At 41.4% G+C, this 15178-nt stretch carries 17 protein-coding genes and 1 tRNA gene; 10 read left to right on the forward strand and 8 right to left on the reverse strand.

Annotated elements, in window-relative coordinates:
* Positions 1-192 precede the first annotated feature (192 nt).
* Positions 193-636 carry a hypothetical protein gene (locus JMX89_RS07070; protein ID WP_011514369.1) on the forward strand — a complete coding sequence of 148 codons (444 nt, stop codon included), beginning with the start codon at positions 193-195 and terminating at the stop codon, positions 634-636.
* Positions 637-743: 107 nt separating this feature from the next.
* On the forward strand, positions 744-1202 hold the full coding sequence (locus tag JMX89_RS07075) for a cell division protein ZapA (protein WP_201531126.1): 459 nt from the start codon (positions 744-746) through the stop codon (positions 1200-1202).
* A gap of 94 nt (positions 1203-1296) precedes the next feature.
* On the opposite strand, the gene JMX89_RS07080 is transcribed toward JMX89_RS07075, so the two are convergent.
* The 4 genes from JMX89_RS07080 to JMX89_RS07095 form a co-directional block, all read right to left on the reverse strand.
* A complete protein-coding gene (locus JMX89_RS07080; RefSeq protein ID WP_413786622.1) occupies positions 1297-1623 on the reverse strand; it encodes a hypothetical protein in 327 nt (108 codons plus the stop codon).
* A gap of 146 nt (positions 1624-1769) precedes the next feature.
* A complete protein-coding gene (glyS, locus tag JMX89_RS07085; RefSeq protein ID WP_201531127.1) occupies positions 1770-3863 on the reverse strand; it encodes a glycine--tRNA ligase subunit beta in 2094 nt (697 codons plus the stop codon).
* Between the two features lie 9 nt (positions 3864-3872).
* Entirely contained in the window at positions 3873-4847 is a 975-nt protein-coding gene (gene glyQ / locus JMX89_RS07090; RefSeq protein WP_201531186.1) for a glycine--tRNA ligase subunit alpha, read from the reverse strand.
* 453 nt (positions 4848-5300) lie between these two features.
* Positions 5301-5513: a PspC domain-containing protein gene (locus tag JMX89_RS07095; protein WP_133104735.1), complete on the reverse strand. Its 213-nt coding sequence runs from the start codon at positions 5511-5513 to the stop codon at positions 5301-5303.
* A 556-nt stretch (positions 5514-6069) separates the two neighbouring features.
* Here JMX89_RS07095 and nadR point away from each other — a divergent pair.
* From nadR to JMX89_RS07110, 3 genes are all read left to right on the forward strand, one after another.
* Complete coding sequence (gene nadR / locus JMX89_RS07100) at positions 6070-7116, forward strand: multifunctional transcriptional regulator/nicotinamide-nucleotide adenylyltransferase/ribosylnicotinamide kinase NadR (RefSeq protein ID WP_201531129.1); 1047 nt, start codon at positions 6070-6072, stop codon at positions 7114-7116.
* Between the two features lie 61 nt (positions 7117-7177).
* Positions 7178-7939, forward strand: a complete 762-nt coding sequence (gene pnuC / locus JMX89_RS07105) for a nicotinamide riboside transporter PnuC (protein WP_201531131.1) — start codon at positions 7178-7180, stop codon at positions 7937-7939.
* Positions 7940-8133: 194 nt separating this feature from the next.
* Positions 8134-8589 (forward strand): DUF962 domain-containing protein, encoded by a 456-nt coding sequence (locus JMX89_RS07110; protein WP_201531133.1) that lies wholly within the window; start codon positions 8134-8136, stop codon positions 8587-8589.
* A 254-nt stretch (positions 8590-8843) separates the two neighbouring features.
* Here JMX89_RS07110 and JMX89_RS07115 read toward each other — a convergent pair whose 3' ends face one another.
* Entirely contained in the window at positions 8844-9635 is a 792-nt protein-coding gene (locus tag JMX89_RS07115; protein ID WP_201531135.1) for an SDR family oxidoreductase, read from the reverse strand.
* A gap of 375 nt (positions 9636-10010) precedes the next feature.
* Positions 10011-10085: transfer RNA gene (locus JMX89_RS07120), tRNA-Gly, on the reverse strand.
* A gap of 564 nt (positions 10086-10649) precedes the next feature.
* Here JMX89_RS07120 and JMX89_RS07125 point away from each other — a divergent pair.
* The 4 genes from JMX89_RS07125 (at position 10650) to JMX89_RS07140 (ending at position 12984) form a co-directional block, all read left to right on the forward strand.
* Entirely contained in the window at positions 10650-11462 is an 813-nt protein-coding gene (locus JMX89_RS07125; protein WP_011514379.1) for a M48 family metallopeptidase, read from the forward strand.
* Between the two features lie 208 nt (positions 11463-11670).
* Positions 11671-12015, forward strand: coding sequence for a BolA family protein (locus JMX89_RS07130; protein WP_011514380.1), 345 nt, complete (start codon positions 11671-11673; stop codon positions 12013-12015).
* A gap of 74 nt (positions 12016-12089) precedes the next feature.
* Complete coding sequence (locus tag JMX89_RS07135; RefSeq protein WP_011514381.1) at positions 12090-12449, forward strand: SirB2 family protein; 360 nt, start codon at positions 12090-12092, stop codon at positions 12447-12449.
* Between the two features lie 133 nt (positions 12450-12582).
* Positions 12583-12984, forward strand: a complete 402-nt coding sequence (locus tag JMX89_RS07140) for a hypothetical protein (RefSeq protein ID WP_011514382.1) — start codon at positions 12583-12585, stop codon at positions 12982-12984.
* Between the two features lie 118 nt (positions 12985-13102).
* On the opposite strand, the gene trxA is transcribed toward JMX89_RS07140, so the two are convergent.
* Both trxA and JMX89_RS07150 read right to left on the reverse strand, forming a co-directional pair.
* On the reverse strand, positions 13103-13537 hold the full coding sequence (trxA, locus tag JMX89_RS07145; RefSeq protein WP_201531136.1) for a thioredoxin: 435 nt from the start codon (positions 13535-13537) through the stop codon (positions 13103-13105).
* 80 nt (positions 13538-13617) lie between these two features.
* Positions 13618-14490, reverse strand: coding sequence for an MBL fold metallo-hydrolase (locus tag JMX89_RS07150; protein ID WP_201531137.1), 873 nt, complete (start codon positions 14488-14490; stop codon positions 13618-13620).
* 351 nt (positions 14491-14841) lie between these two features.
* Between JMX89_RS07150 and JMX89_RS07155 the strand changes: the two genes are divergently transcribed.
* Complete coding sequence (locus JMX89_RS07155) at positions 14842-15132, forward strand: ArsR/SmtB family transcription factor (RefSeq protein WP_011514385.1); 291 nt, start codon at positions 14842-14844, stop codon at positions 15130-15132.
* Positions 15133-15178: the final 46 nt, after the last annotated feature.

Consider the following 15178-nt stretch of genomic DNA (forward strand, 5'->3'; position numbering starts at 1 on the left):
GGTTAATGATTGCTTATAAAATAAAATCAGTACAATGTTATCGATGAGGCAGTGATTCATAAAAAATAAAGAGATCGAGCCCAATGCTGGTAATTACTTTGTTGGTATAGATATTATGCGGTCACCTATGGCATTATTAAACGCAGACAACAACATTCATTTACGCTTATTTGTTAAGGATAAAAACTGACTATGTATGACCAACTTAGAATATTAGAAAAAATGATACTCGACATCAAAAAACAGTATCAGCTTGTCAGTGCTGAACTTAGCAGTCTCAAGCAACAACCATTAACCGACCCGAAAGAGCTTAGCGCCCTAAAAACTAAGTTAGATAGCAGCTATACAGAACGCGATGGTGCCAAAAAACAATTTAATGACCTTGATAAACGCTACCAAAGCTTGGCTGAAGCGCACCATATGATCGGTGAAGAGCAAGATAAACTTCATAAGCAGATTGAGCTGCTAGCACAACAAAACCATGACCTAAAACAGCATAATAATGAATTAAAGCAGCAGTATAGCGATATCAAGCAGCAAAACAGTGACTTAAAAAAGAAGAATGAATTGGCAGCGGAGCGTACACAAGTGGTATTGCAGCGCTTAACCCGTATTGATCAAACAGAAAGCCAGTAGTGTCTTATAGTCAAAAGCTATCACTATTTTCGTTAATGAAGCTCACAAACGCTCACGATGACAGCATCCCTCTTCCCCTCTATTGACCAGACATTGTAGGATTTATCATGACCGACAACCATAACAAAATCACTGAAAAACAGAAAAACAGCCCAGTAAAGAATGCTCAAGTAGAAACCAACCAAGTAAAAAATAGTCAGGCACAGAAAACTGTATCAACTAATGCAAATACGCAAAGCAGCCCCACTGCTAAAGTAAATAGCGCACCTGAGCCGCAAATCAAGAAAGTCGATATTGCGATTGCTGGCATTACTTATCCTATCTACTGCCCAGTACATGAACAAGAAGAATTGCGTTCAGCGGTATCTTATATCAACGATTTTGCTTTAAGTTTAAAAAGAGACGCACCAAGTCTTAGTCAAGAAAGCTTACTGGTATTATGCTGCCTAAATTTATATGAAAAAATCCAAACTCATGAAAGAGGTGAAGAAGATCGCGGGCAACAGGATAAGCAGTCTATGGCTTTGCTAAACAAAGTTATTCAAGATGCTCACTCTATTTTATAAGCCAATGCATTTCTTGATACTTATAAATATATCAAACGCTTAGTTTATGAAACTAAGCGTTTTTTATGGTCATTAGATAATGCTGTTTTTAGACTTATGGCTGATGAACCTTACCTGCATGAAAATCTGCTTGGTGCTCATAATTGCAAAAGAAAAGCTCACCAGATGTTGGTTCATCCGTAATCTCTGACGCCATGTTGGCATCAGCATCAACGCTGATATCAATCGTTTTAGCGTTAATATTGCTTTCAAGCACGCCACGATATTCAGCCAAGCTATTGCCACAAAAGTCACACTGACGCGGTGTAATAACATCGCCTTTTTTGGGCATCATGCTTTTGGGTGCACGCGGGTACATGAACTTATAAAATCCCCACATCGAAACCCAGATAATGATGATGATAATAATAACAGCTAACACGGCAGCGCTCCTTCAAATATGGCTGAATACATTATAAACGCAACGCTTCAGAATAATCATATAAAAAACTGGCTACAGTGAGCCAGTTTTTATTTTATAGAATACATTATTTGGCCGTCATAGTGACTAAGCTATCAGGGACCAAACTATAACTGTAGCTCACTGATATCAGCCACAGTTAAAAACAATGCGCGTACTTGCTTAAGCAACGCTAAGCGGTTGGCTTTAAGCGCCGTATCTTCACTGTTGACCATCACACTATCGAAGAATTGCGTCAATGGCTCATCTAAGCTAGCAAGCGTTTGCAATACTTGCGTATAGTCAGCCTGCTCAAGTAATGGTTGTACCACTGTCTGTGCTTGCTTCATACTCGCATATAAATTTTGCTCAGCAGGTTCAGATAGTAGAGCTTCATCAACAGTGTCAGCAACGCTCACTTCTGACTTGGCTAATATATTGGCAACGCGCTTGTTTGAATCAGCAAGCATCGACGCTTGAGGTAAGTCGCTAAACGTTTGAACGGCACGAATACGTTGATCAAAATCAAGCGGCATATGTGGATTAATCGCCTGTACTGCCTGAATCGTATCGACGCTAACGCCTTGCTCGGTATACATTGCCCGATAGCGCGAGTTCAAAAATGCCATCACTTGGGTAAATGTATCGCCCATCTTGGCAATCTTGCTACCTTCCGCGGTACTATAGCCCTTAATGGCTTGCTCAACGAGAGCAACTAGATTAATTGGCAGCTGCTTCTCAATCAAAATACGCAGAATACCAATAGCAGAACGACGTAGGCTGAACGGATCTTTTGATCCTGTCGGTGCTTGGTCAATGGCAAAAATACCGACGAGCGTGTCCAAACGATCTGCTAATGCTAAGCAAATACCAATTGGCGTCTGTGGTAATACGTCACCGCTGAACTTAGGCAAATATTGCTCTTCTAAACTTGCCGCGACTGCTTCTGGCTCATCATTCAAACGTGCATAATAAGTACCAGCGATACCTTGTAATTCAGGATATTCACCGACCAATGAGCTTGCCAAGTCTGCTTTGGACAAAATACCTGCACGCACTGTTTGATCGATATCAATCTGCTGACCTTGCTGTTGCATTAAGGCGGCAATAAAGGCGGCAAGCTTAGCAATGCGCTCAGATTTTTCCCAAATCGTACCCAGCTTGTCTTGGAAGACGCGAGTTTTTAGGCTTTCTGTCAGCGCAAATAATGGCTGCTTTTGGTCTTGTAAGAAGAAAAACTCTGCATCAGCCAAACGTGGACGCACGACTTTCTCATTACCTTCAATGATTTGGTTCGGGTCTTTTGACTCAATATTGGTAATAAAAATAAAGTATGGCTGCAATTTGCCTGCTTTATCGGTTAAGCAAAAATACTTTTGATCCGCTTGCATAGTAGAAATAAGCGCTTCTTGTGGCACTTGCAAAAAGCGCGCTTCAAAGCTTGCTCGTAAGGCAATCGGAAAATCAACCAATGCCGTAACTTCGTCTAGCAAGGCTTGCGGCACAATAGCATCAGAGTTAACTTCATCTGCCAATGCTTTGACTTGATTTTTAATCAGCATTTGACGCTTATCAAAATCAGCAACTACTTTTAAACCACCTAGTAATTCTTCATAGTCATTGGCGTGCGCAATGTTATGGTAATCAGGGCTATGGAAGCGATGACCACGAGTTTGCGTCCCTGTCTGATGACCTTGGATAGTGGCATCAATGACAGCATGATCTTGCATCAAGACTGCCCACTGTACGGGACGCACGAACTCATTGCGGCTCGCGCCTGAACGCATACGTTTAGCAATCGGCAAATTATCAAGTGCGGTTTGAAAAATAGCAGGTAGCAGCTCAGTGGTCGCTTGACCCTGAATCGTTTGCACATAACCGACGTAATCACCTTTATCGGTATTAATAGTGGTCAACTCGATGGCTTCAATACCCAAGCCTTTTGCAAAGCCCATCGCCGCACGGGTAGGATTACCATCAGCATCAAAGGCAGCTTTAATCGCAGGTCCACGTTTTTCCTCAGTACGATCCGGCTGTTTATCGCTAATGCCTTGAATCTGTATTGCTAAACGACGCGGTGCCGCAAAGGCTTTGATACTATCGAAGCTGATATTAGCGTCTGCTAATTGCTCGGTAACACTTTCTTGTAATGCGTCACGTAAAGGTTTTAGACTTTTTGGAGGCAGCTCTTCACACCCCAGTTCAAATAGAATAGTACTCATGGGATGCTCCTATTTATTGTTATTAGTAGTTTGGTTGTTATCTGTGTTTTCAGTTGCCACATCTTCTTTTGGCAAATACTTATCCAGTGCCGCTTGACGATGCGCCTCATCCGCCAACGGAAAGCCCAGCTTAGCGCGTGCTTCGACATAACCAATAGCAACCTTACGAGCAAGCGTACGTACTCGTAGGATAAAGCGCTGACGTTCGGTCACTGAAATCGCCCCACGAGCATCGAGCAAGTTAAAGGCATGTGACGCTTTTAGTACCATCTCATAGGCTGGTAGTGGCAAACCTTCAGCCACCAATTTATCCGCTTGCTGCTCATAAAAGTCGAACATCTGACCCATCATTGGCACATCGGCGTGTTCAAAGTTATAGGTAGATTGCTCAACTTCGTTTTGATGGAAAACATCACCATAAGTAACGCGACCAAACTCACCATCTGCCCACACCAAGTCATATACGCTATCGACGCCTTGTACGTACATTGCTAGACGCTCAAGACCATAGGTAATCTCGCCGGTCACAGGGAAACACTCAATACCGCCCACCTGCTGGAAATAAGTAAACTGTGTGACTTCCATACCGTTTAGCCAAATCTCCCAGCCAAGTCCCCATGCACCTAGCGTTGGCGATTCCCAGTTGTCTTCCACAAAACGCACATCATGCACCAATGGATCAATACCAATTGCCTCAAGTGAGCCTAAATACAGCTCTTGTATATTAGGCGGATTGGGCTTAAGCACCACTTGAAACTGATAATAATGTTGTAAACGATTTGGGTTGTCACCGTAGCGACCATCGGTTGGACGACGTGATGGCTGCACATAGGCCGCGTTCCAGCGCTCAGGACCTAATGAGCGCAAAAATGTTGCGGTATGAAACGTACCTGCGCCGACTTCCATATCATAAGGCTGTAAGATCACGCAGCCCTTATCCGCCCAATAATTCTGCAAGGTCATGATTAAATCTTGAAATGTCATCGGTTGAGAGTCTTTTTCTTGTGTCATCGAGGTTGTCGCTTGTGATGTCATAGTTTGGATTGTCATAGTTTGGGGCATCGTAATAAAGCCACTGTGGAATTAGTATTATGAAATAAAATATTGATAGCGCTCGTATCGCCTATATAGCAACGAGTCTATTTGACTGCTCACCTTACTAAAAATTGACTATTTTATCTATATTTACCTGAACTAAATTTACACCCTATGCCGAAATATTCAGTGTATAGATCATCAATAAGTAGATTTATGAGTGAATTCTAATTTTAAAAGCAATCAATGGTATGGATAAAAAAATACCCAAATGCGTGAGCATTTGGGCAGGAGGAAAGGTATGTCTTGGGCATCCTGATTGTTCAGGCTTTTTGTTTTTTGGGGTATTGCAATTTCTTGTTGAACTATTTTACTTTATCACTGCTCTTATAAATCAATGCTTTACTGATAAGACTGGCCATTTGCCTTCGGCATGATGATCCATAATATGATATAAATCAAAATACCAGGTACTGCGGCACTCAAAGTTGAGACGATAAAAAACAACAATCTCACCCAAGTTGGTGACCAACCGACATATTCTGCAATGCCACCCATCACGCCCGCTATCATGCGATTATTCTGTGAACGATGTAATTTTGCTAGCTTAGCCAAATCAAATACCTCTTTTTATTATTTATTTTAATATTACTCTTATGAACTGCTTTATGATTTTATTTTGAATACAGTAAAAACGCTTTACGTTTGTCTTTAAACTTATGAATAAGTATAACAATTATTTCTCTTCTATCTGTTGGCTGTGTAGACGTGCTTTGTGAATTTATGCTACTTAAGCTTACTCTAACCTCTCATTAGCACCCGTAAACCTCTGATTTTAAATAGTTATTTCAAATTGTTTCAGAGGTAGCTTTGTTTCTCGCATATTACACCTTTTGTTACATGTGCTATATTCTTTAATGAAACCAAATGCTTAGACCTTATTATTCTATCCTAAAAATAATAGCTTATTTATTAGAATTACAATCTAGTAAAACGAAAACGTAATAAGTAGATAAATCATTATTTTATTGATAAATACACCATAAAATAGGGACTATTTACAATAATCTACGGGTAAGTATTCACGAACCTTTATACCATGCTTATAAATACTAAAAACTTTAGACAACTAAAAATAAATTGCACTCAGTAAGTGTGAATAAGGACAGCTATGTACGAGTCAGGATTGATGATTGGACATTTTGAGCCGCTACATTTGGGGCAAATGCGCAGTATATTGGACGCAGCAGGACAAGCAAAAAACTTACATCTTGTCATTATGACGCATCCATCGCCGCATCCAGATTTTAACATCACGTTGCAAGATAAAGCGCGTTGGTTACAAATGGCTTGTGCTGATTTAGCTTTTATCCATATTCATACCACTGATGAGATTGAGCTGCCAGTACATGAAAGCTTTGCAGATGTGACGATTGATATCACTACCAGTAACGCTAAGCTGCAACATTTGATAGATGCGTTAAACTTGCCTACTGAAACTGTATTATTTGTCGCAGAGAATCACCCTTTAGCACAGTCTGATATTTGTAAGCAACTGATCATGCAGGTGGTCACAACACCGTTACAGCCTGACTTTGACTCTTATGCCATTGCACGAAATCCAGTCGCATATTGGTCAGCGCTACATCCGCAAGCACGCAGTAACTATACTAAGACGGTTGCTATTGTCGGCGGCGAAAGCTCAGGTAAGACCACATTGGTGCATAAGCTTGCCAATTATTATGGTGCTAGCTTTGCGCTTGAGATGGGACGGGTTTATGTCGGTACAGATTTGGGCGGCACCGAAATTGGACTACAATATAGCGATTATGGACCGATTGCCTTGCACCATGCACAAGCGATTCGTGATGCAACAAGCATAGCCACGGCGCCAGTGACGATAATTGATACCGATTTTGTCACGACCCAAGCTTTTTGTGAAGAGTACGAGGGTCGCACCCATCCTTTTGTGGCCGCTTGCATTGATGAGTTTCGCTTAGACCATACGATTATGCTCGATAACAATGTGCCTTGGATTGATGATGGTATGCGCTCTTTGGGTACGCCTGAGGCACGTGGTCGTTTTGAGGCGCGTCTATTGGATATTTTCGCCCGTCATGATATTAAGCCGCACATGATTGATCAACCAGATTATGAGGCGCGCTACCAGCAAGCATTGTTATTTATCGACCAGTATGTTTATGGTCAAAAGCCGTAAAAGATAACCCAAATTAAAAAAGCATCACTGACACTATTATTTATTTTAGGAATATAACGCCATGCGTATTCAGCTACTAGACAATATCACTGGGAAATGGGCCATACAATGGATTGTCATCTGGTTCATTTGCGGTGTGCTTTCCTTATCTACAGGGTTTTGGCTGACCACCGAACATACCATGCTCGATTGGTTTTACTTAGGTGTGTCTTTTATCGGACTGGTATGCGTGGTTTCATTATCCTTTCGTAAAAACATCTTAGGCAATGGCTTTGGTATGGGCGCGACAGCCGGTGAAGTGGTCGTACAAGCGACCTCTGGCGCTGTTGGTCTGATGCTTGCGCCTTTGTTCAACTTCTTTACCCACGTCTATGGTATTTTTTATTGGTCAAAGCATACTGATGCTGATGGTGATATGGTGCCCAAATCTGCGAGCAAATGGATTTGGCTACTGACCATTAGCTTTATGGTGATTGGACTTGCCTTATTCCCAACGGTAAATAATTTACTAGCAAGCTATGGTTATGCGGTCGTTGAAGATGATAATAGTAAATTTTTAGGCCTTATTTCTTTCTTTTGGATTAACGTCATCGCTTTTATACTGTCTATCACCGCGCAAGCAGCAATGATTCTGCGCTACTCGTTTAATTGGTGGTTATGGATTCTATCCAACTTCGTATGGTTGACCGTAAACCTTATGTCAGGTAATTACATTTTTGCCATTCAGACCATGGTCTATCAAGTAAACTCGTTTGTTGGGCTCTATGAGTGGTATCGCAGTGAGCAAGAATCGGTAGAGACACCAGTAACACACAAAAAATAGCGAATGATAAGCCAGTTTTATATGGAAAACAGGGCGGCATTTCAGCATTAGTAGATCAAAGGCTTAGAGTATTTGACTCTACGGTCTAACAGATAAAATGGCGGATTGCGCAAATTAGTGCTACAACTGGTCATTAACAGTAGATTACTTTTTTGTCTGCTATCAGTCGTTTATTTACTAACAAGGAGGTTGGTATGTCTATTACTCAGCAAAAGCGAATGTCCAAACGTACGCTTGAGCAGTGGCTCAGTGAGTACTCTGTCAGTCATCAAAATCTTATCAATAAGAAGATACATTGGCTTTGTGTGCCAACGATTTTTGTCAGTCTGCTTGGTATGGGGATGTCGCTATCCGTTTGGTTTACCTTAATCATGAGCGCCCTAGTCTTGTTATTTTACATGCGCTTATCGACGCCACTATTTATGGCAATGGGAATGTTTATTCTTATTTGCCTTTCAGTGATGGCCTTGTTACCTTGGGGCTTTAAAGTGTGGGCCGCCATCTTTGTGGTAGCATGGATTGGGCAGTTTATCGGTCATAAGATCGAAGGCAAAAAGCCCTCCTTTTTTGAAGATTTACAATTCTTGTTGATTGGTCCGGCATGGGTTGCAAATAGCTTAATGGGACGTAAGCGAGCTAGTAAATCATAGCTAAATCAGATAATGAGTCGATATTATTTTTAAATGGAAACGACTATACAATAAAGAAACGGCACCCAATCTCTTATTAAGTGCCGTTCCTATAGTCAGTCCTAAATAAAAGAAATACAAATTTTATAAAGCACTACTAGGGTTAATTTTTCTTGCTTGCTGTGCCTACGCAGACAGAGGCTGCGAATAATTAAACCCAGTAGTTTTGTACTCTTTTAAAAGTAGATTACCTATATCATAAAAGCTACTGTCTATTAATCCAAAGTCTGTACACCACCGCCATTCACAAATATGGTTTGACCACTGACCCAAGTCGATATTGGCGCAGCAAAATACAACATAGCACCAGCGATATCATCCGCCTCACCCAAACGCTTAATAGGCGTATTTGCTAGCATTTTCTTCTCAATCTCTGGCGTTAGTACCGTCTTCAAAGCATCGGTACGCGTAGCCCCTGGACCTACCGCATTGACGCGTACTTCAGGACCGAAATCATGCGCCAAGTTTGCTACCATGTGATTGACAGCCGCTTTTGAGCCTGCATAGCCGCTCATATTCGGGCTTTTATTAACACTTGACATCGAGGTGGTAAATACAATCGAGCCATATCCTGATTTTTTCATAAGCGGCATGCACAGTTGACTTAAGCGCCAGCCACTAAAGACGTTTAACTCAAAATCACGGCGAATGGCATCGATCGATGCTGTGGTTGGGTTTTCACGACCGCCACCACCGCCGCCCGCATTGTTGATTAAGACATTAACAGTCCCAAACTCAGCGACTACTGTATCGACCATAGTGACCAAATCATCATCTTTTAGAATATTACATTCTACGGCAAGTGCTTTTACCCCAAGCACCTCAATATCTTTTACTGCTGCCTGTGCATCTTCAAGTTTTAAATCAGCAATAGCAATGTTAGCACCCGCTTCTGCTAAGCGTAGCGCTGTGGCTTTACCAATACCATTTGCGCCGCCCGTCACAATGGCAACTTTACCTGACAAATCGAATAGTTCATTAAAGGCTTTATGTTGAAATTCTTGCATAATGATTTCTCAATATAGATGTGCTCAAATATAAATGTGCTCAGCTCGTTTACAGCACTATTAAATGCATAGCTATTGAAAGCGTACGGCTAATACCTGCATCAATCTTAAGAGTAAGCAGTTGCCAGTACGACTATTTCAACGCGATTGTAATCGAAGCGCTGACTAGAAATGATTATGCGTGGGATAGTTTGTACTAATGTGCTAAGTTCATGCAGTTTTTGTAATGATTTATATTTGACTGAGTATCATGCCACTATAGGCATTGCCATTGGCTGTGGATGCTGCTAACTGATGGCTAACTCAAATTTCAGGCATAAAAAAAGCCTCACTTCTTATAAGAAGTGAGGCTTTAGTGCTTTTACAAGCCATATTTGGAGCGGGAAAAGAGATTCGAACTCTCGACCCCAACCTTGGCAAGGTTATGCTCTACCACTGAGCTATTCCCGCTTAATATCAATCTATAGCGTTATTGCTAACAGCTACGTCTCGATAGGCTGGCTATTTTAGCAAATATTCTGAGCGTGTCAACAGGTTTTTTTAACTTTCTTATAGATATCACAACTTTTAGGTGTTTATTACGACGATAATTCTCATATACAATTGATTTTATGGTTTATTTTTCTAACCATCGATATCCAATTATTTTTATAAATAATTGCTCAAATGTTCTCTTTAACATATTTTTTGATTATTCAAGCAGATTTATCCGCAAGTTATACATGAATGCCACTTACAATCCTACCTTGTATTGTTACTTTTGCTCTATTGGTTTTTAATAGTTAACATAATTATACTTATGCACAAGGACGGTTCAGGTAGAATTTTACTGTTTTAGTAGATTGAGAGAAGGTAGTAGAACGTCAATAATAAGCTTCCCTTACCTCTACTGCATCAACTTTAGTAGATTGAGAGAAGGTAGTAGAACGTCAATAATAAGCTTCCCTTACCTCTACTGCATCAACATTGCTGTTATTTACTTTAATTTTCTTATTTATAGCGAGGACATTTACTATGAAAAAACTACTTACCACGACAGTTATGGCAGCTTCATTGTCAGCACTGGCATTAACAGGTTGTACTAGCACGACCAGTACGGGTGCCGTTGGCGTTGATCGTCAGCAGTTGCTACTCGTATCAAGTGAGCAAGTATTGCAACTATCCGCTCAGAGTTATAATAAAACGATACAAGAAGCACGATCGAAACGTTTGCTTGATACCAACACTGCCCAGCTAAATCGCTTGAAGAATATCTCTAATCGTTTGGTCAATCAAGTTGGCGTCTATCGCCCTGATGCGGCAAAATGGCCATGGGAAGTGCATACGATTAAATCTAACGACTTGAATGCTTTTGTGCTGCCGGGTGGTAAAATCATGTTCTACACAGGCATTATCGATCGTCTGAACTTAAGTGATGATGAAATCGCTGCTATTATGGGTCATGAGATGTCTCATGCCTTACGTGAGCATTCACGTGAGCGCCTATCGCGTCAATATGCAACTCAGACCGGTATCGGTGTCGCAGCCAGTATTTTTGGTCTATCACAAGGTCAAGCTCAGCTTGCAAACGTCGCTGGTGACCTAGGTTTGAGCCGTCCGCATAGTCGCACCCAAGAAGCTGAGGCGGATCAAATCGGTCTTGAGCTAATGGCACGTGCAGGCTACAACCCACAAGCCGCTATTACCTTGTGGCAAAAAATGCAGCGCGCCAGCCAAGGCGAGCCACCACAATTCTTAAGCACTCACCCAACTAGTAGCAATCGTATCGCTGAGTTGCAGTCACTGATGCCAAAAGTAATGCCGCTCTATCAAAGAGCACGTCGTTAATAGTACTTTTTAAGCAGAATTTTTAAAGTAGACACTCATAAGTCATGACAAGCAGAGCCCATATCATCATGTGGCGCTCTGCTTTTTTATACCTGTTACTCATAGAATGCATTCCATCAATACCATGCAGACTCGATATCAGCGTCTGCTATAATGGTGACGATATATTGTCTAACGACAATGAAGCTTAATAGAATAAAGGATTGTTATGACTACCATTACCTCTACCACCAGTAGCACCCCTACTGCCGACGCACTTAGTCAGCAGTTGCAAGAATTACAACCGCTGCATATGCAACTCGTTAACGAATCAATGAATCATGCCGGTTACTTTGACGGTAAAGAAAGTCATTTTAAACTTATTATGGTCAGCGAAGCGTTTACAGGCAAGCGCTTGGTTGCCCGTCACCAAATGGTTTATCATTTGGCAGATGCATTGTTAACCTCAAAAGGTGGTCAAATCCATGCCTTAGCGATTCATGCCTATACACCGACAGAGTGGCAAGGTCAAAACCCTGACAGCCCGTTATGTGCTGGACAAAATAAAGGCTAAATGATATTTATTTTTTGCAATAAATAATCAAATGCTATCGATGAAAAATATAATTTTAAAGGGAACCATATTTAATGAAACATTTACATATGCTCATGGCCGTGCTGTTGATTGTGCTGTTTTTATATCAAAGCTATCTGGTATTAAGCGCAAATAAGCAAGCACCGCGTGTGGTCAAGATATCGTCGCACATCCTCTACGCTGTTATGATTCTTTCAGGCGTTGGTATGCTGATGCAATTGATGAGCGCCAATGCACCTGTACAATGGGTATTTGCCAAAATCATCTTGCTTGTGGCTGCTATCAGCGCCAGTATAAAAGCCTTTAATAATACTGCAACACCGAGCCAAAGAAAAACCGGTATTCTCATTGCTGGGGCAGCATATGTGGGTATTGTGATACTTGCCTTTACCAAACCGGGTAACTTATTCTGATAAGCACTTAGATAAGCACAAATACTCCTGCAATGAAAATGACGAAATATTCTATGTATTTTCAATATCTTAATGAGAATATTTTTGCTATCTTAAATAAATAAAAACGCAATATTAGCTTACTGGAGCCGCTATGAAAACTCTTACTGTAACAGCATTACTAGCAACCGCTGGCATTTTTGGTCTCTCAGGCTGTGCTTCTACGGGTAATATTACGCCGCAATACATCCCGCCAAGCACCTATCAGAGCTATGATTGCCAAGCATTAAATCAAGAGTATATCCGTGTCAATAGTTATGTGAATGCTGCCCGTAACGAGCAATCAACCTTAGCATCGACAGGTGTGGGTGTTGGGATATCTGCAGGGCGCTGGGGCATCTCCCCTAATATCAGCTTTGGGGTTGGTCAAAGCAACAATAATAAAGCGCGTGATGCCAAGTTATCGCGTCTATACGGCGAACGTGATGCGATTATCCAGTCAGCACGTATTCAACGCTGTAGCTTTGCTAATGGCATCAAGATTTATGGTGAGTAGGCTAAAACTGCTCTAATTCATCCAGCATAATAAAAAAGCCAATACGCAATACACGTATTGGCTTTTTGTTGAATTCAATAAAGTCAGAGTTATGAGACAGCATTTATGGCAATAACAACTACTTTAAGCTTTGTACCCATTGCACGATTTGATGGCTTGGTAACGCTCCCGACTGCCGTGCTATCTCTTTCCCATTTTTAAACGCTACCATCGTTGGTAAACTGCGAATAGTATAAGGCGCCGCTGCTTGCTCATATTTATCGGTTTGTATTTTAGCAAACACGATTTGTGGCAACTGGCTGGCAGCTATCTTGAACTCCGGTGCCATCATAAGACAAGGTTGACACCAACTGGCCCAGAAGTCCACGATGGTCAGCACTTCATTTTTTTGAATAACTTTACTCACCGTTTGGGCATTTAACTCATGCGGCGTTGCAGTCAGTAAAGGCTTCGCACATTTACCGCAGTTTGGTGCAGCACTGAGTTTGGAATCTGGTACACGATTCGTTGCTTGGCAATGTGGGCATACTACATGAGCATTTTTTTCACTCATAATAAGACTCCGTTAAATTATCATAAATATGGAATTATCATAAAAATGCAGAATTAGATAACACTGTACTAACACGGTGTTTATTCCCCAAGGACATTGATAGGTACTTTTAGATAACGTGTACCATTATTCTCAGGTTTTGGAAAATGACCAGCATCGATATTGACTTGTACTGCTGGAATAATGAGTGTTGGCATCTCAAGATTGGCATCACGGCGCTCACGCATCTCTACGAACTCAGCTTCGTTGATACCCTCTTTTACATGAATATTGCCTAATTTTTGCGCAGCGACCGTCGTAGTTGGACAATGTTTACGACCCTTACTGGGATAGTCATGGCAAAGATACATCATCGTATCTTCGGGCAATTCGAGCAGTTTTGTAATCGATTGGTATAGAGTTTTGGCATCCCCACCTGGGAAGTCACAGCGCGCCGTACCCACATCAGGGGCAAATAAAGTATCACCGACAAACACCACGGTTTTTTCGTCGTCAGTGGCCAGATAAGCCATGTCAGCACGTGTATGACCGGGGACATACATAGCAGTAATAGTAATGCCGCCTAGCGCTAAAGTGTCGCCATCATCGGTCAAAACATCAAACTGACCGGCATCGGTGCGAAAACTGCTATCAAAGTTAAAAATCTGCTTAAATATTTTTTGAACTTCAGTAATGTGCTGACCGATTACTAACTGCCCGCCAAGTGTCTCTTTGACATGAATAGCTGCCGATACATGATCAGCATGGGCGTGAGTTTCGATAATATAGATCAGCTCCCAACCATGCTCTTTGACAAATTCAACCACTTCATCGACGCTCGTTGTACGCGTACGTCCTGACTTGGCATCAAAATCCAATACGGGATCAATAATCGCACACACTTGCTGCTCAATGTCGGCGAGCACATGGGTATAGGTTTCTGTATCGCTATGTAAGAATGAATGAACTTGCATGGCTACTCTCCATTTTTATATGAATGTTTTAATTTTCGATGAATTGTTACGTATAATAGGACGATATCTATCGTATTTAAAATAAGTCTATCAATTGGCTATGAGCCTCAATATAGCAATTATTTTATGATATATCAATTTATATAATGTAAATAATGATAACTTGCTATAGATGGCGATATGATTGATAATTAACCCTATACAGTTATATACAATCTTCCCATTTATATTTTTATCTCTTATCTCTTATCTAAGGAGCTCGCTCTGATCACTTCTACTTCAGTACTGAGCACATTTGATACCAATGGTGACAGCAATGAAGGCTTTGCGCCAAAAGACCTTGCTGAAAAAATGCAGCAAGCATCAATGCAAGCCAGCCAACTGCTTAAGTCACTCTCGCACCCTGATCGCTTGCTCCTCCTCTGTCAGCTAACTCAAGGAGAGTACTGCGTCAGCGAGCTTGAAAGCTTAGTCGGTGTTGGGCAGCCAAGCTTATCGCAGCAGCTTGGTATTTTGCGTAAAGATGAGCTAGTGACGACACGCCGTGAAGGCAAGCAGATTTACTATAGTATCGCTAGTGATGATGCATTAGCCATACTAGAGCTGTTATATCAGCGTTTTTGTGCCCCTGCTGAGGCATAGATGATTGGCTAAATCTCATTGATTAAATTCTGATGTTCATGAACAT

Source organism: Psychrobacter sp. DD43 (assembly GCF_904846555.1).
Taxonomy (GTDB): Bacteria; Pseudomonadota; Gammaproteobacteria; order Pseudomonadales; family Moraxellaceae; genus Psychrobacter; species Psychrobacter cryohalolentis.